The 19,474-nt window shown below is 38.7% G+C and carries 12 protein-coding genes; 9 read left to right on the top strand and 3 right to left on the bottom strand.

Going from position 1 to position 19,474, the window contains the following annotated elements; genetic code table 11:
- Nucleotides 1-288 precede the first annotated feature (288 nt).
- Nucleotides 289-3,819, top strand: coding sequence for an ATP-binding protein (locus AC27JR_RS02140; protein ID WP_487172631.1), 3,531 nt, complete (start codon nucleotides 289-291; stop codon nucleotides 3,817-3,819).
- Nucleotides 3,820-4,102: 283 nt separating this feature from the next.
- Here AC27JR_RS02140 and AC27JR_RS02135 read toward each other — a convergent pair whose 3' ends face one another.
- Together AC27JR_RS02135 and AC27JR_RS02130 are read right to left on the bottom strand one after the other, a co-directional pair.
- Complete coding sequence (locus AC27JR_RS02135; protein ID WP_487172630.1) at nucleotides 4,103-6,352, bottom strand: ATP-binding protein; 2,250 nt, start codon at nucleotides 6,350-6,352, stop codon at nucleotides 4,103-4,105.
- 9 nt (nucleotides 6,353-6,361) lie between these two features.
- Complete coding sequence (locus AC27JR_RS02130) at nucleotides 6,362-7,630, bottom strand: ABC transporter substrate-binding protein (RefSeq protein ID WP_487172629.1); 1,269 nt, start codon at nucleotides 7,628-7,630, stop codon at nucleotides 6,362-6,364.
- A gap of 482 nt (nucleotides 7,631-8,112) precedes the next feature.
- On the opposite strand from AC27JR_RS02130, the gene AC27JR_RS02125 reads away from it, so the two are divergent.
- The 3 genes from AC27JR_RS02125 (at nucleotide 8,113) to AC27JR_RS02115 (ending at nucleotide 9,804) form a co-directional block, all read left to right on the top strand.
- Nucleotides 8,113-8,532, top strand: coding sequence for a DUF3429 domain-containing protein (locus tag AC27JR_RS02125; RefSeq protein ID WP_487172628.1), 420 nt, complete (start codon nucleotides 8,113-8,115; stop codon nucleotides 8,530-8,532).
- Between the two features lie 67 nt (nucleotides 8,533-8,599).
- A complete protein-coding gene (locus AC27JR_RS02120; protein ID WP_131692176.1) occupies nucleotides 8,600-8,992 on the top strand; it encodes a hypothetical protein in 393 nt (130 codons plus the stop codon).
- Between the two features lie 2 nt (nucleotides 8,993-8,994).
- Nucleotides 8,995-9,804 carry a class I SAM-dependent methyltransferase gene (locus AC27JR_RS02115; RefSeq protein WP_487172627.1) on the top strand — a complete coding sequence of 270 codons (810 nt, stop codon included), beginning with the start codon at nucleotides 8,995-8,997 and terminating at the stop codon, nucleotides 9,802-9,804.
- Here the strand turns inward: AC27JR_RS02115 and AC27JR_RS02110 are convergent.
- Complete coding sequence (locus tag AC27JR_RS02110; protein WP_487172626.1) at nucleotides 9,796-11,394, bottom strand: GMC family oxidoreductase; 1,599 nt, start codon at nucleotides 11,392-11,394, stop codon at nucleotides 9,796-9,798. The genes AC27JR_RS02115 and AC27JR_RS02110 overlap by 9 nt on opposite strands.
- Nucleotides 11,395-11,482: 88 nt before the next feature.
- On the opposite strand from AC27JR_RS02110, the gene AC27JR_RS02105 reads away from it, so the two are divergent.
- The 5 genes from AC27JR_RS02105 to AC27JR_RS02085 all read left to right on the top strand — a co-directional run bounded on the left by AC27JR_RS02105 (nucleotide 11,483) and on the right by AC27JR_RS02085 (nucleotide 19,014).
- Nucleotides 11,483-12,484: an AraC family transcriptional regulator gene (locus AC27JR_RS02105; protein ID WP_487172625.1), complete on the top strand. Its 1,002-nt coding sequence runs from the start codon at nucleotides 11,483-11,485 to the stop codon at nucleotides 12,482-12,484.
- 35 nt (nucleotides 12,485-12,519) lie between these two features.
- The gene (locus tag AC27JR_RS02100) at nucleotides 12,520-13,515 is read left to right on the top strand and encodes a Gfo/Idh/MocA family protein (protein ID WP_487172624.1); all 996 of its coding nucleotides are present in this window, start codon (nucleotides 12,520-12,522) and stop codon (nucleotides 13,513-13,515) included.
- A gap of 176 nt (nucleotides 13,516-13,691) precedes the next feature.
- Nucleotides 13,692-14,558 (top strand): EamA family transporter, encoded by an 867-nt coding sequence (locus AC27JR_RS02095; protein ID WP_487172623.1) that lies wholly within the window; start codon nucleotides 13,692-13,694, stop codon nucleotides 14,556-14,558.
- Nucleotides 14,559-14,905: 347 nt separating this feature from the next.
- Nucleotides 14,906-17,320: a TonB-dependent receptor gene (locus AC27JR_RS02090; RefSeq protein WP_487172622.1), complete on the top strand. Its 2,415-nt coding sequence runs from the start codon at nucleotides 14,906-14,908 to the stop codon at nucleotides 17,318-17,320.
- Nucleotides 17,321-17,430: 110 nt separating this feature from the next.
- The gene (locus AC27JR_RS02085; RefSeq protein WP_487172621.1) at nucleotides 17,431-19,014 is read left to right on the top strand and encodes a tetratricopeptide repeat-containing sulfotransferase family protein; all 1,584 of its coding nucleotides are present in this window, start codon (nucleotides 17,431-17,433) and stop codon (nucleotides 19,012-19,014) included.
- Nucleotides 19,015-19,474: the final 460 nt, after the last annotated feature.

Genomic DNA, 19,474 nt, shown 5'->3' with positions numbered 1-19,474 from the left:
AAAGTCCCATAAAAAAAGTAAACAAACGCGACTAAAGTCTAGCTGAGTTAACCTAAACATCCATTAATTACCTAAAATAAATACTAACAATATTAAATTGATTGTGTTAGCTACAAGAGGTCTATAATCATCTGCAGTAAATATAAGCCAATAAAAGAAAAACTCCTTTTTAATAGTAAAAACTTTTTTCTTATTTTTTTATTATTAAGCTCAAACTTGATAAATTATCTATAGTTCTCTAGGTTTAATTATAATTAAATAATGGCTAGTTTTTAATTGGAGTAATGGATGCCAATAAATCTTAAAAAAAGGATAATTCGTCAGGTAAGTAATTACACCCTTTTATTCCCTATTTCTTTATCCGCCATAATTACCTTAATTGTTTTAGCCATTATTATTAATGAAGCAAGTTTATCGCGCTCAGTACTTGGCTCTGTAGAACTAGAAATAATAGACAAAAACCAATCTATTAATTCACAAACACAAGAGGTTATTGAAAACTACCGTCGAGATATTCGTTTTTTACACGCAACCCCTCCAATCAAAGGCTTAGCCAGGGCATCAAATAACAAAGGTGTAGACCCACTAGAGAACACCACCTATGCTCAATGGAAAACAAGGCTTGAAATTATATTTGCAGCGTTTTTAAAAAATAACCCAGATTACGAGCAGCTAAGAATCATCAGTACCAACAAAAAAGGACAAGAACTGGTAAGGGTTGATCGCGTTCAGGGCGCTGTAGAGGTTATAGATTTAAATAGGCTCCAAAATAAAGGAGCGCAAGAGTACTTTACGGCCAGTAGTAACCTCTCTGATGGCGAAATGTATCTGTCTGAAATTTCGTTGAATAGAGAGTACGGTAAAATAGAGTTTCCTTATCGCCCGATGTTGAGGCTATCTATGCCAATTTTTGATGAAAATCAAAATAGATTTGGCTTTATCATAATTAACGTGAATGCTAATGACTTATTAACCCTTTTAAAAAACAGTATTAATACACCATTTCAACTCGCTTTAACTGACAGTAACGGCTATTTTCTATCACACCCAAATAAAGATTTCACCTTTGGTAAAGACCTAGGTAGTGATATTAGTATCAATAATAACTACACTTTTAACCCCGTTGCTAATAGCTCATTGTCGCTTATAAAACCAAAAAATAATGCGCAAACGAGTTATTACACCGCAAGTAAAAAAATCACTTTAGCGCTGGGTGAAAAACAAAACTTTTTATCTAGTCACGTTTTAGCGCCTGTTGAGCATATTAAAAATATTGAAATGGAACGTAGAACAAAGCTCTACGCCTTTTTACTTATTTTGGTTATTGTATTAACTGTCATTCTCGCATTTTTCAATCGTAGCCTTCGCAAAAGCCAAGAGCTTGCAAATGCGCGCGCACAATCTGAGGCAATTATAACTGGCTCATCTGATGCGGTAATTGGCATTACCAAAAACGGTATTGTCTCTAGTTGGAATAATGCCGCAACTCTGATGTTTAAGCTTGGAGAGTTAGAAGCAATTGGAAAACCAATTAATGATTTAAAAATAATAGATCAGCTAAATTTTAACGAGATAATTGAAAAGTTCACTGATGGTACTCGTCAATTTAAGCAAGACGCTAGTATCAGTAACAGCTCTACTAAACGCTACTTTTCACTCTCTTTATCAGCCATTATCGATCAATTTGGAATGTTTATTGGTATTGCAATAATAGCCAGAGATGTAACCAAAGAGCGCACCATTGAGAATGAAATAATAAAAGTAAATCATGAGCTTGAAAATAAAGTAGCCATTCGCACTAAAGAGCTCAAACAAGCCAGTGAAGTAAAAAGTGCGTTTATTTCTAATATAAGCCATGAAATGCGTACTCCACTTAATGGCATAGTGGGTACTTTAAACTTAATAAAAAAAGAGCCATTGAGTGAAACACAAAAAAACTATTTAGAAATGACCGAAGTTAGTGTGAGTGCTTTATCTGTATTAATAAATGATATTTTGGATTTATCTAAAATAGAAGCAGGTAAACTAGAGTTGAACTTTAAAGAGTTTAATTTAATAAAATTAATCGAAAGCGTTTGTGGCAGTATGGCTGTTAAAGCTCAGGAGAAAGGCCTCGAATTTGTTTTAGATGTTGTTAATTTAAAATGTAAAACGATTAAAACTGACCCCCATCGTTTTTCACAAATCCTGACTAACTTAGTAAATAATGCGATTAAATTTACTGAAACTGGGTTTATAAAGGTCACTGCTTATTGCGAGCAAACAAGCAGTGATACTGTGACTGTTCATGTAAAAGTTACCGATAGCGGTGTGGGCATTGCACAAGAAAACCAGAGCAAATTATTTACCGCTTTTTCCCAAGAAGATAAAAGCGTAGCGTCTAAATTTGGTGGAACAGGGCTTGGGCTTTCTATATGTAGACAGCTTTGTAGCCTGCTGGGCGGAGAAATTAGCTTTGAGTCAGAAAAGTCACTAGGTAGTAGTTTTCACATAAAACTAACACTGAGCAATGATGATACAACTCATTATAGTTTTACCCCACGATTAAAAAACAAAAGCTTTGCTATTGTGACTAAAAATAACGAGTTAACCGACAGCATAAATAATTTAATAGCTGCTTTTTCTGGAAACAGTTTTTCACCTGAACAATTACAACAATCTCTTGTTTCAGATGATATAAAAAACGTACCTTTACCTGACTTTATACTTATTGAACAAGACGACATATTGTTAAAACGTTTAGATGAAATGTGGCCATCTATTGCTAATCATCATGCACTTAAAGTTATTTTATTAGCAAATCGCGGTTATCCGCAAATTAAAACAAGACACGTGCAAACCAGCTTACTTTCTAAACCAATACTTATTTCAGAGTTTTTAAAAACAGTAGCCGATGAGCGCAGCCTTGAAGATAAAATAAGTGCTGGTAGCAGCAATATTAATATTAACAAACGCCGTGAATCAGACTCAGTTAAAACTGATAACTCTGACTTTAAAGGGGCACATGTTCTTATCGTTGATGATAACGATATAAATATAGAAGTAGCCGCGGGTATATTGTCATGTTTATCTTTAGAGATAGATACCGCGTCAAATGGCCAACAAGCAGTAGAAAAACTTGTTAATTCTGTGGCCAATAATCATCAATACCACTGTGTATTTATGGACTGCCAAATGCCTATATTGAATGGTTATGATGCAGCAAAACAAATAAGAGCTGGTGAAGCAGCGCCTCAAAATATTGATATTCCCATAGTCGCTATGACTGCTAATGCAATGATGGGTGAAAAAGAAAAATGTTTAGGTGCGGGTATGAGCGATTACATTACGAAACCCATTTCGGCTGACATACTTGTTGCTACAGCAACTAAATGGTTGTCTTCGACCTTTAAACCTGAGCCTGTAGTAAATGATGCAAATATAAATAACGCCAATAATGACTTAACCGATAAACCAACCATAATGCATGAATGGGATAAGGTAAGCGCTTTATCACGCTTATTAAACAATCAAGAATTGCTGGCTAAGGTATGTACCTTATTTTTACAAAGCACACCAAGCAAGCTAGAAGAGCTAAAAATCGCCATAAACAATAACGACTTATCAACGGTCGCAAAACTTAGCCATAGCCTAAAAGGCTCTTCTGGCGATGTAGGAGCTACCAGCTTGCATCAGCAGTTTAGTGAATTAGAGATAATTGCTTTAAAGAATACCGGTACTACAGCGACTATGCAGGATAAATTTGCGCTTATTTTAACCAGCTACAAGCAATTAGATTTAGTTTTAAAACAATACTTAGAATTACAAGTTACCAGTTAGTCACTTGGGTAAACAAAAATATAATGAGTAATGTATTTATACAACTTGTATTAACGCTCACGTTTATGCATAAACTTGATATAAACGATTTAAGTAATAAAATCTTGAAGCATCTGCCTAAATAAACGCCCTCTAACATTAGGCAATTACGGCCTCTGTTATACCTTATTTAATTTAACTACTTTCAAAATGGTTTTTTAATTCATCTTTTTTAAGGTACTCGTTGCTTCTAATACCGCTAAGTCGCCGGCCCCCTCCAAAAAAGCATTATAGTGATTACTTTTTAAGTATGTTTAGCTAGTGCTGCTTGTAAAGCATTAAATTCAATGGGTTTATTTACAATATCAGTTATACCCGCATTGATATAATCAGGCTCATCATTGTGAGTAATATTTGCCGTCGTAGCGATAATAGGAGTATCACTGTAGCCTGGCAGCTCTCTGATCAGTTTCGATGCCAAAAGCCCATCCATCACGGGCATTTGAATATCCATCATGATCAAATCAAAATGCTGCTTTGTGCACATATTAACTGCAATCTCACCGTTATCTGCTGTGGTAATATGTTCAATACCCATTTTCTCTAAAAAGCTTTTTAAAACAATTTGATTAACGGGGTTATCTTCTGCAATTAAAATACGCTTGCCCTTAAAGTTACCATTAAGGGGCTGCGGTTTTTCCTCTATCAAGCTTGTGCTTTGCGATGAAGTGTTAAGCGTTAGCTCAAAATAAAACGTTGAACCTTTACCCAGTTCACTTTTTACCTGCAGCGTTGTTCCCATTAAGTTTAATATTTTATTTGATATTGTCAGTCCCAGTCCAGTTCCCCCAAAGCGCCGAGTTGTTGAGGTATCTGCTTGTGTGAAAGCATCAAACAGGGTTTTTATACTCTCTTGTGAAATACCAATACCACTGTCGATAATGCTAAATAGCAAGGTTACTTTATTTTCAGCTTGCTCTTTAAAATCAATTGCTAATGTAACCTGCCCTGATTCAGTGAACTTAAAGGCATTACCGAGTAAGTTCATTAGTACCTGTTTTAGGCGGGTTTCATCACCTTTAACTAAGTCACAAGACTCAAGTTCTGCGGTAGGAAAATTAAATTCAATATTTTTATGGTCGGCTTGCGATTTAAAAATTTGCTCTAGTTCGTATATTAGCGCGCTCAATTTAAAGTCACGTTCTTCAATCAACATTTTTTCAGCATCGAGTTTGCTCAAATCAAGAATATCATTGAGGATCACTAATAAACTGTTACCCGAAGAACTAATCACCTCAATCATGCGCTTTTGCTCAGTATTAAGCGTCGTGTTATTTACCAACTGCACCATGCCCAAAATACCGTTCATAGGCGTGCGTATTTCGTGGCTCATATTCGCTAAAAATTCAGACTTTATTCGAGTCGTTTCTTCAGCCGCCTTTTTAGCTTCAATCAAGTGCTCATTTAAAATTTTAAATTTGTTTGCAGCTCGCGATAACACCCCTATTTCATCAACTCTATGAGTGTCTGATAAAACAACGTTATAGTCGCCATTTAATAACGCTTTAAAACTAAGGGTTAGCCTATTAATAGCCTCTACAATATGAAAGTGGAAAAACAAGGCAAATAACACAAAAAACACAATAGATAAAAACAATGAAGCTTTAATAACAACTTGGGCTGCCGCAATTCCATTTTTACTAATAGTGGAGGTTTCTTCTAATAATATAAGTGCGTCATCACGCAGTTGCTTAGCTAATGAAGTGAACTCGACCGAGTCGCCCGCAATAACAATATTAATGAGTGTTAAATAGTTTCTATTTGCTTGAATTGCCTTGGTAAACGCCGCGTCAAACTCAGATACCAAACGTTTGAGATCTTTTATAACATTGGATTTATTAGTACTGGCACTTTGTTCAGCTGCTAATAATTGGTTGATCTGCTCTATGGTAATTTTAACCTGCTGCCTTTTGCTATAGTCTCGTTTGGTTAAAAATAAGGATGAATCGCGATATAAACTATGCCATTGATTTTTTAACTGTGCTAACCATAGGCTATTTTTTTCAGAATCACTTTTTTTAGATAAGGCGGTTAAGCTTGAAATGGCCGATTCATAAATATTGGGTAAAGTAATGTCGATAACTTGTGATTTTTCTTCGTATCTTCTTTTAAGTACTTTTATACCTTTACCATAATTAACAACTAGGCTCTGCATCGACGTTAAAGCGTGCTTCATTTCATCGTCTTGAGTTTGCCTTTTTGCGTCATCTAGCCGCTTCTTAATACTTGTATAATTACTTTTTATTTTTTTAAATATAACATCACTACCAGATACGCCATATACTGAAATATCTCGCTGAATTTCTAGGATATCTTTATTAATTTCGTAAACAATTGTGGAAGTATTCGCAATATTGAGCAAATTTTCGTTGGCTTGCTCTATTTTAAAAGTGCGTTCGTTTATAACCACATAAACCACTAATTGAGTTACTATAAAAATAGCTAATACAGCCAATACCTTAGCTGAAATCGAAGCGGTTAACTTTTTTAGCATTCAGATCCCTTATGAATTTAAAAGCTCAAACCATTTATCCAAGCTATAGTCGTAATTATCCATCACAGTATTCCAAACAGCAATATTAGAAAAACGCTTTTCATAACTACCGCCATCGCGAATTTGCCCTGGTATAATTATATTTTTGCCATCGGTACCAGCTAAATTTTGCGTCGCTTCTTTGCCATCGTACCAATAATCCCATTCAGGCTTTGTAATTATCTCTCTGCTGCGCTCTGGATTTGAAATATAGTAACCTTGTTTTGCAATAAATGCGCCTGGCCAGCCCGATAACCACCAATTCATGTATTCATAAGCGGCATCTTTAACATGGCCTGTGGTTTGCGATGAAAGGCACATAACCCCTTGCCATGCTCTATAACCTTCTTTAGGAGAGGCGTACACCACGGGCAGCCCTTTACTTTTACAAGCAGTTACACCCGGTGAAAACATACTTTGTATATGCACACGCTCACTTACCATAAAATCAACTGATTGAGGAACAGACGTCCAAAAGCCAGCAAAATGACCCGCTTGCTTTTTATTTACTAAAATATTAAATAACTGATCTATTTCCGCAATGCTCATATTGGCTATGTTTTTAAATTTCATCAATCCTTGTGCTTGGGCTGCAAGTGCGGCATCAAAAATACCGATAGTTGGCGCATTAACTAAACCCACGTGCCCTTTGTTGCTGTCATCTAAAAGCCAGCCCCAAGATTCTGTTTCATATGCAGTCCCTTTTGGAATAAATTGCGTGTTATAGCCAAAAGAATCCACATTATGAACATAAGGCATAAAACTAATTTTTGGGGTTGGGATACTGCTTAATGAACCATCGGCTTGCACATAAATAATTTTGTTGGGTGCATCGCCTACACCTTGCGATGCGTTTTCCACAAGTTTACCCGTTTTAGCTAATGGATTAACCTCATCCCAATATTTTAACCTTTGAGTGTCAAGAGGCTGTATGGCATTGGCCTGCCAAAGAATGTTAATTGAGTTAGACCACTGTTCATAAATATCAAACGATGAAGGGTCGGCCGCTGCTTTTTGTAATACCGCTGCACTACCCATTGGCGTAAACTCTATATTAATACCCAGCTCTTGCATCGCTCGTGATCTTATTTGCTCTTGCAGCGTAACGTGAGTGCCCATTACTCTGAGTGTTACTGGCTTTTTAGCAAACACATAAGGAGCCTTAAAAGCAAGTGCAGAGGCGGCGGCCCCAACCGTCAAGGTGTTAAGAAACTTGCGGCGTGTTATCTTATCAACCATACATAGTGCCCATTAGCTAAATACTTAAAATAAGTATAGATAATAGTTACTTATTTGCTAGGGTTTGTTGAGCTTTACGGACAATAATTTGTTCAAGCTAGAGGCTTTTTAATCGCGGCGCGATGTTTGTAATCGAGTAGGCTCGATAACTGCTCCTACGTTATTATAATGGCTTACACCTATGTAAGAATAAGTAAAAAAAACGAGCAAAACTTCCGCGTCCTGCTCACTCCTTTTACCCCCATCCATGTAGGCAACAAAGTCTAAATAGCCCTTTGGCTCAGTCTATGTTTTATTGATTTAAGTCATCACTTTTATATTTTCTCTTCTTGGTGGTCTAAATGGTTATGATTCTCCCTCAGTGAGTGATCTCTATTAATTTAATAGGCGTTAAATGAATAACAAATAGTAAAGATAACCCCCTGTTTACTTGTTACAATAACTAAGTGAATTCTCCCAATAAACATAAAGGTAACCGGCACATGGAAAAATTTGTTAATCATATTCAGTTAGGTTACTTGGGCTTAATCCCTTTTTTAGGCTGTGTTGGCTGGCCATTGATGTTTGGCAGTAACAGTGTCAATTTAGAGTTTTTTAGTTTTTACAGCATCGCTATTTTAGCTTTTATGGCGGGTAATTTATGGCATGCAGGGCAACAAAGCTTTGCCGATGCTATTAAAGCTGTGCTGCCGGTCATTCCTATTCCGTTTTTATCATTTTTGCCGATTGAGTGGATGCTTGCGTGGTTAGGCGCGAGTTTTTGGTTGGTACTAATTTTCGAAAAAGCGTCGATTCATTGGCAGGGTTACCACAAAGATTACCAAAAAATGCGCTTTGTGCTCACATCTGTGGTGTTTGTGTGTCATATCTTAATTATTGGTATGAGTATTTACCCTAAATAGTCTGCCATTACTTAACCATTGGTCTGTAATAGGGTAACATCCGCGCACTGTATTGAGAGGACACCCCATGATAGACCAATTGCGCCAACAGCTTACTGACCTTGGTGAGAATTTTGTAGAAAAAAACGCCGCTTTTAAAATTAAAGTGATCCCTTTTTTTTGTGCTATAAGCATAAAAAAAGATCATAAAAGCGAAGGACGTCTTTCTTTTTATTCAAATCAACTCATTGAAATACTGATGGTTGTGTTGTTTGTATTGTTTGGTTTATCTATATTTGATCCTGACGCAGGATTTACCCATGGTCCTATCCATATTGTTTTTGCTATTTTGATTACCTTTAACCTCATTTTAAAACAGGTTGCTATTGAAGGTTTAAAAACACGTTTAGCTATGTACCGATTGCATCAAACACCTAAGCAAACTGATGAGCCCGAAAACCCAAATACAACTAAACGCTAACTATGTATTTAAATCCAAACTGGAACATACTCACGGTAGGTGATGGCGACTTATCGTTTTCAAATGCGCTTTATCGTCATATTAAGCCAAAAAAGTTAGTGGCATCCACTTACGACGAGCAATCAACTATTGAGCACAAATACCCAGACAATGCTCTCAATGCTTTACAGTTGCAAAAGGTAGAAGTACTTAATAGCTTTGATGTAACCAACCCACAATGTTGGCAAACGCTCGGCCAGCATTTACATAGTTTTGATGTGGTTATTTTTCAATTTCCGCTTATTCCTGCTTTTGTTGGTCGCGATGCATTTGAACACAATACACGCCATACCAGCATGAACGTACTTAACCGCGCATTACTGCATCAATTTATAAAATACGCCAATGAGTTTGCTTTAAATCCACAAGGTGCAGGGCTATGTTTCATCACTTCAAAAGATGTTAAACCTTATCGAGAATGGAATATTGAAGGCAGTTTAAATACCCATTTAAACGCACAATATCAGGGGCAAATGCCATTTGATATTAGTCACTTTAATGGTTATAAAATTCGTAATGTTGACCGTGATAAACACGTTAAAGACACCAGCGGCATTACCTATGTCTTTAGTGAAAAACCCTTACCTGAACTAGCTAGCTTGTTAACTTTGCCTGCTTACTTAACCGATAATTATTGCTCGCTATGTCGTGTAGGGCCGTTTTTAGCTGACGAGGATAAAAGTAAACATTTTGCCGCTAAAAAACACCTGCAAATGATCAAACTAGAGCAAGACTGGCAGCAATGGTTAACAGCGTTTTATAAGTCAAGCTAGCTTAATTAAGTCAGCTGCTTTTTCGGCAATGGCTATCACACCGGCATTGGTGTTGCCGGTAATTATATGCGGCATAATTGAGGCATCAACCACACGCAAATTTTTCACGCCATGTACTTGTAGTTGGCTATTCACTACCGCCATGGCATCTTGCCCCATTTTACAAGTGCCTACAGGGTGATATTCCGTCTCGGCCGTTTGCCTAATATACTCAATAAGCTGCTCATTATTGTTAACATCTAGCGGGTAAACCATATTGCCTCTAATTACATCAAATGCTTCACTTTGCATAATCTGTAGTGTTTTTTTAAGCCCCGCTAACATCACGTTTAAATCATCGGGGTGGCTTAAATAATTAGGGTCAATAAGTGGAGCACTCAAGGGGTTGGCATCGGCTAATCGAATCGTGCCACGGCTTTTAGGTTGCATAATACTACAGTGAATACTGTAGCCATGGCCGAGGTGCAGTTTACGGCTATGGTCATCCACCAGCCCAATTACAAATTCAAGCTGTACGTCGGGTACTTTTGAATCAGAAAATAGCTTTATAAAGGCATGTGATTCTGCAAAATTACTAGTAAGTTGCCCTTCACGTTTGGCAAACCAATCAACGCATCCTTTTGCAACATTAAACGCCCCACCCGCACTAATACCAAATGTGCCTTTACTGTATTTAGCTTTATACAATGGTACAACGGTTAAGTGGTCGTGAAGATTCTCTCCAACACCAGAAAGCTCGTTTACTATTTCAATATTATGCTGCTTTAGTTGCTCTTTAGGGCCAACTCCCGATAGCATTAAAATTTGCGGTGAGTTAATTGCGCCAGCGCTTAAAACCACCTCTTTTTTTGCATGCAATACAACGGCCTTATTGTTTATAGAAACAGAGACTCCGGTTGCAGTTTTATCGCAAAAAAGCACTTTATTAACGTGTACTTTGCTAAGTAAAGTTAGATTTTTTCGGTTTAAATGGGGGGTTATATACGCTTTTGCTGCGCTACAACGCTCCCCTTGATGTTGAGTCACTTGCGATAACCTTGCTCCAACTTGCTGCCCTGCGTTAATATCACCATTTTTCGGTACACCTTGTTGTTCGCAGGCGTTTAAAAACAGCTGATTTACTGGGCTTGGCTGGCTTAAATCCTGCACATGCAAAGGGCCATCAACCCCATGTACCTCACTTTCAGTAAAGGTTTTATTATTTTCAGCTTTAATGAAATAAGGCAATAAACTCTCATGATCCCAGCCCTCATTGCCCAGTGCAGCCCAACTATTATAATCGTGCTTATTACCTCGAATATAAACCATGGCATTAATGGAACTTGAACCGCCAAGCACTTTGCCACGAGGCATAAATCCGCAGCGGTTATTAAGCTCTTTTTGAGGTACCGTATTGTAATGCCAGCTATTAATGCCATAAGGCACACTAGCAGCAACCCCTGCAGGCATTTGAACCATTGTGCCTTTATCACTGCCGCCCGCTTCAATTAAGCACACACTCACATTTTTATTTTCAGATAATCGCGATGCAATAACGCAGCCTGCACTGCCTGCGCCAACAACAATGTAATCAAATGTAGTGATATGCATACTTATTCTCCAATTAAAAAACCAGTTTGCATGGAACATCGAATAAAAACTTGTTATTTTTAGACACCTCCCCGTAAAAGTATATTTTATGAGCCGCTTAATTAGAGCCACCTCTTTACAAGGAATAGACCATTTAATTGCAGAACTTGGGGGAGATTTCGCTGCCATAATGCAGCAGTGCGCCATTAATGTGGACTTTAATAAACTAGAGCAAGAGACCCTTACTTACCGCGCGTATGCACAGCTATTAGAGCATTGCGCGAAAACACTAAACTGTCCAAATTTTGGGTTAAAACTAGCAAACCTACAAAGCTTTGATATTTTAGGCCATATTGCAATAGCCGCTCAAACAGGCACTAACTTAGCTGAGGCGCTAGATTGGGTGATAAAATATTTACACTTGCATACGCCAGCGCTTAATTTAACCACTCACCCACTTGATGACAATGAACACGTGTTTTTATCATTCGCTATAAATCTCAGGCCATTACCAGCAGTAAACCAAGTAATAGAGCTCACCATTGCATTGGCCATTGCCACCTTAAAAAATATAAGTAATGGCCGTTGTAAGCCACAAAGTGTATTTTTACCTCATACCCGAAGCACAAATAGGCAGACCTACCACCCGCATTTTGGGTGTAAAGTTATTACCCATAGAAATAGCGCCGGCGTATTAATTGCCAAACAAGACTTAGCTTTAACACTTAACGTTACTAAGCAGCATAAAACCCAAGCAGCACTTAACTTTTTAGCCGAAAATAATGCTTATAGCCAATCTTTACCCGATCAGGTAAGCGCGCTCATTCGTATTATGCTGCCGCTATTTCAAAGCGCTAATAACACCATTGCCGCTGCGCTTAATATTCACCCTCGCACTTTGCACCGAGAACTTAAAAAGCACGATACCAGTTTTATAAAGCTCAAAGACGCCACTCGCCGCGCCTTATGTGAGCACTATTTATTACAAAACCAATTGTCGGTCACGCAAATTTCAGAGCTTTTAGGTTATCAGGAGCAAGCCACGTTATGTAGTAGCATTAAACGTTGGTTTAATTGCTCTGCCCGCGCATTTAGAGCCAAACATTGTTAAACTGCGCCCTTGTTTAAAAACAGCAAAGGCTAAACATGAATTTTGTAATTGTAGGTACTAATTTTATTAGCGACACGTTATTAGCAGCGGCTAATACACTCAGCAATTTTAATTTATACGGTATTTGCTCTCGCCAAATAAGCAGCGGCGAGCGCTTTTTAGCTAATCATCCAACAAATACCGACGCTAAAATTTTTACCTCTATTGATGCTGTGTGCCAAGATGAACAAGTAGACGCAGTTTATATAGCAGCACCTAATAGCCTGCACAGCGCGTATGCAATAAAGTGTTTAAAAGCAGGTAAACACGTATTAGGCGAAAAACCCTCAGCGGCTAATAGCAAGCAACTTGCGGCTATTTTAACTACGGCAAAGCAGCATCAGCGCCTTTACATGGAAGCGATGATGACCACCCATTTACCTAATTTTGCGCACTTACAAGCTGCCCTGAAAAAAATCGGCACACCGCGCAAGTTTATTGGTCAATTTAGTCAATATTCATCACGTTACGATAAGTATAAAAATGGTGAGCGCCCTAATACCTTTTTACCTGAATTTGCTAATGGTGCCTTGCTAGACTTGGGCATTTATCCACTTTATATTGTTATTGCATTATGGGGGGCGCCACGCTCTGTGCATGCCAGTGGCGTATTACTTGAAAGTGGTGTTGATGGTGCTGGCGATGTGCTTTTAAATTACCCCAACAAACAAGCGGTGATCAGCTATTCGAAAATTTCACAAGGCGAAAATATCACAGAAATTCAGGGAGAATTAGGCCGTATTAGAATTGAAGCCGTGTCGCAGCTTAAAAAAATAGAGTTTATTGCTAACAATGGCCAAAAAGAGCTTATTAGCACGGAATTTGACGAGCACTTTATGAAGTACGAACTCAACCATTTTATTAATACCATTGAGCAAAATCAGGGGGAGTCTAGCGTTAATACTCATCAGCTTTCTGTCGATGTAATGCAAGTACTTGATACCGCACGCGCACAACTTGGTGTTGTTTACCCTGCAGATTTAACGACTTAATAAACAAAAACTACCGGCTAAGCGATAAGCGTATTTTATCGCTTGGCCTTTGAGCACCCTTTACTAAACACTGCTATTTTGAATTAAGCTTAAAAAGATCACAAAATTTGACTTACCTCTAAGATCAAAAGCAGGTAACATGCCGCCAAAATTCATCGCAATCTTTAAGGACATCCATGCAAAAATCAACCAAAGAGCTATTACTGGCTATTTTATGCATATTGCTAGCAATGATGACGATTCAGTCAGGCGCGTCACTGGCTAAACAGCTTTTTCCTATTGTTGGGCCTGAGGGCACAACCGCCTTACGTTTGGGATTTTCGGCCGCTATTTTGTGTTTGATTTTTAGACCGTGGAAACACTTCCCCGTTGCTAGCCAACGCTTACCCATATTAATTTATGGCTTAAGTTTAGGCGGCATGAATATTCTATTTTATTACGCGATAGAACGTATCCCATTGGGTATTGGGGTTGCGCTTGAGTTTACCGGCCCATTAGCTGTTGCGTTGTTTTCTTCTCGCAGAAAACGTGACTTATTTTGGGTAGCATGTGCAGTAGCGGGTATTTTATTACTCTTACCTGATATGAAAGGCCAAGACAGCCTTGATCCAGTTGGTGTAGTGCTCGCACTTGCGGCAGGTGCCTGTTGGGCTGGTTATATTTTATTTGGTAAAAAAACAGGCAGCCAAAGCTCTGGTGGCGCAACGGTTGCGATGGGCATGACCATTTCAGCTATTGTGCTTGTGCCTTATGGTGGTATTTCACAAAGTGCTGCATTTACTTGGGATATTATTCCATTAGGCATTGCTATCGCCGTACTTTCGAGCGCCCTACCTTATACTTTAGAAATGATCACGCTGCGTAATATGTCGCCGCAAGGGTTTAGCATTATGATGAGCCTTGAACCTGCTATTGCAGCGCTAGCCGGACTCATTATTTTAGGAGAACTGCTCAGTATTTGGCAGTGGCTGGCTATTTTACTGGTGATTATTGCCTCTGTAGGCAGTTCAATGTCTAATGGTAAAAAGCAGCCCGCTGCTTAGAGTTTAATAATTTAATTGCGTCATGAGCTATCATGGCGCAGTGCCACTCTCTGTATTTTAAAGCTCTCTCTTATTGCGTTTAAGCCTACGCCTCACCTAACTTTGAACTATAACGTCTTTATATAACTAGCTATTGTACTTATAACAATAAGCATTAACTTTTTGTGTGCATTATTTATACAAACACTTTGTTTTATTTAAACTTTAAATTTAAGTAAAAACCCGCAACCTAATTTTTATTCTGAAAAAGTGAATTAAAATTCATATTTTTATTTCCATCAACAAAACTCCCTGATATTATTAGCGCTCATTTAATAACGTACTCAATCTAACTGGGATGAATTTTTATGTTTAAACCAAGCCTGTTAACCTTGGCTGTATCAAGCGCACTGAGCGGTGTATTATTTAGTGGTAATGCAATAGCACAAGAGCAAATTATTGAAAAAAATAAATCGCTTGAAGTTATTGAGGTTACAGCAACACGCCGAAGTGGCTCTATTCAAGCTGCGCCTCTTAACATTACCGCACTTGATGCCGATGTAATGAAAGACCAAAATATCAGCGAATTAGCCGATGTAGCGCGTTGGGTGCCAGGTTTAACAATTACTGATCAAGGTGGTCGCTCTGGCTCACCTATTATAGTTCGCGGTTTAAATACAAATTCATCAGGCCCTTCATCAGATGGCGGCACGGTAGCCACCTACATTAACGAAATTCCAGTATCGGTAGATATGCGTCTTGTTGATGTAGAGCGAGTAGAAGTACTTATTGGACCACAAGGTACTTTGTATGGCGCAGGCACATTAGGTGGTGCTATTCGTTACATGCTTAAAGAGCCAGAGCTTGATTTCATATCAGGTGAAGTATTTGGTGATGTTTTTCAAACTCAAGAAAGTGATTCAATCGGCGGCGAAGCCGGTTTTATCTTCAACTTACCATTGATTAAAGACAAACTGGCGGTACGTACCAGTTTAAATATTTATGAAGACCCAGGGTTTATAGACTACGCCTACACCGTTCGTGAACCAGGTGTGTCGATTACCGACCCTGATTGGACAAACCTTGATGCGGTTAATAGCAATCTTAAAAATGTAAAAGACGCCAACGGTGAAACCACCACAACTGGGCGTATTTCATTGCGTTACAAAGCAAATGAGTCATTCGAAGGCACATTAAACTACTTCTATCAAAAGCAAGACACCGAAGGCCGCTCAATTGTTCATCACAATAGCCTTAACGAAAATAATGGTTTAAGTGATCGCATTGGCAAATACGAGTCAGCGTACCGTTTTGAAGAGCCACGGGAAAAAGAAGATCAATTACTGAGCCTTGAACTTAAAGCCGACTTAGGTTTTGCCGAGCTGGTATCAGCTACCGGTATTTCACACTTTGAAGCCGATGGTCAACGCGACCAAACTGACCTTTTAATTCGTTTAGACTATGGCTACGAGGAGTTTCCTTCGTTTTCAGCATTCACCCGTGAGTTAGACGAAGTCGATACCTTCACTCAAGAGCTACGTTTGGTCTCACAAAGCGATAGCGATCTAAGCTGGATTGTTGGTGGTTTTTACAACAAAACCGATACTGATGCATCAAGCAGAGAGTACACACCAGGCTTTGATCAGTTCGCAGTTGATAATTTTGGTGGCGCACAGCTAAGACCAGACTCTTTAGAGTATTTAGAAATTACTGGCAGCAAAGTCACTGAAGCTGCACTTTTTGGGGAAGTGGGTTACCAAGTAACCGATAAACTCGACATTACTATTGGCGCGCGTTTTTACGAATACGACGTAGAATCAAAAGCGGCTTTTGACTTCCCATTAGCAAATACCTTATATGAAGGCGCTGCACCTGATGCAATTTCTGTTAACTTTGAAGAGAACAAAGCCGGTGACAACGGTAATCTTTTCAAATTTAATGCTAAATATCAATTCACAGATTCAGTAATGGCGTATGCAACCATTAGTGAAGGCTTTAGAATTGGTGGCTCAAATGGCTTAGTGCCATGTCCAACCCCTCTACCAGAGGATCAACAAACAGGCTGTGGTACACCTGATGAAATGCTATACGATGCCGATACTACCACTAACTATGAGCTAGGCTTTAAAAGTACCTGGATGAGAAGCCAGCTACACTTTAATGCTGCACTATTTAATGTAGATTGGGATAACGCACAGATTGCCGGTGCGACAACAGTAGGCCAACTACCGTATTTATCAAATGCTGGTAGCGCGAATGCGAAAGGGATTGAAATTGCCACGCGAGCAATTTTATCAGACTCATTTACTGCCTATGCAACTTATGCCTATACAAAAGCAGAACTAACCTCAGACGCTCCGTATTTATTTAATGCCGACGGTACTGATGGCGCGGTAGATGGCGACCGTTTACCGGGCTCGCCAGAGCATCAGTTCTCTATGGGGATTAACTACCAAACAGAAGTGTTTAACGACAAAACCCTTGATATTAACTATGGTTTAACCGCACAAAGTGATGTAATTTCAAAAGTAGGCCTACGTGACAACGGTGAAGCACTCCCGGGTTATAGCTTAAGTAATATTTCAGCTAAATTAACCGCCGATGCGTGGTCGACTACGTTATATGTAGATAACCTTTTTAATAAATATGCGGTTACTTCTGTTCGTCGTTCAGATGCGGATATTACAACAGCCAATGGCGCAGACATACAACGTAACTATGGTTACTTTATTAATCGCCCACTTACTGTTGGCATTAAATTTAACTATAAGTTTGAAATATAATTAAGCGACAAGTTTGAAATGTAATTAAACGATAAGTTTAAGTACAATCAAGAGGCTCAAATTAATTTTGAGCCTCTTGATTTGTAAGCACATTATTTATAAGAGTATTCATGCAGCCAAACTTAAAGCAACTACACCAAAGCGCTATCAACAACTTAAACCAAGGCAATATTCAGCAAGCGCATAAAGCACTGGTTGAGCTGGTTACACAACAGCCTGACTTTGCTGATGGCTACTTTTTACTCGCTATGGTTAATTTACAGGTTGGCCAAATTTACAAAGCGATAAAGCTAATTGAAAAAGCATTAAGCTTTACTAAGTCTATTGAATATACAGCGCAACTTGCCAAGTGTTACGCCCTTACCGGCGATTTACAAAAAGCAAAAAACACCGCCCTCAGCGTTAAGATTGAACATATTAGTAAAGCACTTGATGCCGATACATTAGGCGTCGCGCTCACCCAAGCGGGTTTACATCAACAAGCAGCTGATTACTTTATATGCGCATTAAGTTTAGCTGAGGCGAGTAATACTCGTCAGCCGCAGTTTTATTATAACTATGGGGTGTGTGCTAAATTTTTAGGCCAGTTTGATAAAGCACAGCAAGCGTTTGAAAATGCCATTGCACTGAACCCGCTTCATCATCAAAGTCATTTTGCCTTAGCCGATTTAACTAAAGTCACCGAACATAACAACCACATAGCGCGATTAAAAAACGTATTTACACAGGTCAATCATCCCGACGCTAAACTGCATATAGGTCATGCGCTAGCAAAAGAATATCAAGACTTAGGTGACTTTTCAGCAGCCTTTGCCGCGTTACAACAAGGTAAAGCAGCAAAACTCGCTAATAAGGCGTTTGATAATCAAGCGTCTGAGGCTTTATTTGCACATATTAAACAGCTCAGTGATAAGTACAAAAACCAACAAACAGCTGGCAACCAAAGCAGTGAGCCAATTTTTGTATTAGGCATGCCGCGCTCTGGCACCACATTAGTTGAACGCATTTTATCAAGCCACAGCGACGTACAATCAGCGGGAGAACTGCAAGACTTTGGCCTAAGTGTAAAAAAACTTAGCCAAACGCACACGCCTCAAGTACTCGATACAGACACCTTAAGCCAAGCTTACCAGCTTGATTTTGCAAAACTTGGCAGCACTTACCTTGAAGCAACCCGTGTTGTAACCGGCAGCCATAAACACTTTATTGATAAACTACCGTTTAACTTTTTTTATATCGATTTAATTACCAAAGCCCTGCCTAATGCTAAAATAATTTGCCTACTTCGCGACCCCATGGACACCTGTATTGGTAACTATCGCCAACTATTTACTATTAATAACCCCTACTACGCGTACTCGCTCGATTTACTCGACACCGCTAAATTTTACAGTCGCTTTTATAAACTGATGCAGCACTTCAGCGCCCTGCACAGCAATATTAAACTAGTAAAATACGAAGAACTCATCGCTGCACCAGAGCAAAAAATAAAAGAGTTAGTGAGCTATTGCGACTTGGACTGGCAACCACAGTGCCTTGATTTTCATTTAAACACCGCACCGGTTTCAACCGCCAGCAAAATGCAAGTGCGCCAACCGCTTAACAATAAAGCCATAGGCCGCTGGAAAAAATTTAAACCCCATACCGATGAAGCGCAGGCTTACTTTTTAAAGCAAAATATACCAATTGAATAAAGATTTGGGATGCAGGAGGTAGCTCTCATTTTTTCAGACCCGAAATACGGGGAGTTTTAAAACGTGAGATTAGTGTTTAATTTTTATGTGGGTTAGGTTGAACGAAGCGAAACCCAACGAAAAAAGGCTGCCTCAATTAACGTTAGCGTTTTGTATTTTCGATAGTCTGCAACGTGCCATAATCACTTGTTATGTTTTGATTACTACAACATACCTATTATCCAAGGCATAGTTATACCTAAACTAACCGACGATACTCCAAGGATAAACTTTAAGTGGTTCATTGAACTACATTTAGAATACATATATACCCCTGAAAAAAATGCAAGTACCGACCACATGACAGACCCCATAAAATATGCGCTAAGTGCACTTTGATTTAGTGACGTTGTGTAAGTAGGGCCTGCAATAAAATTTAAAAGAAGTGCGACGAATATCCCCATGAACGGTAAAAAAACTA

It is taken from the genome of Pseudoalteromonas sp. NH0006-26, assembly GCF_057552415.1.
The sequence above is the reverse complement of the archived record's forward strand: the minus strand, read 5'-3'. Positions and strand labels throughout refer to the sequence as shown.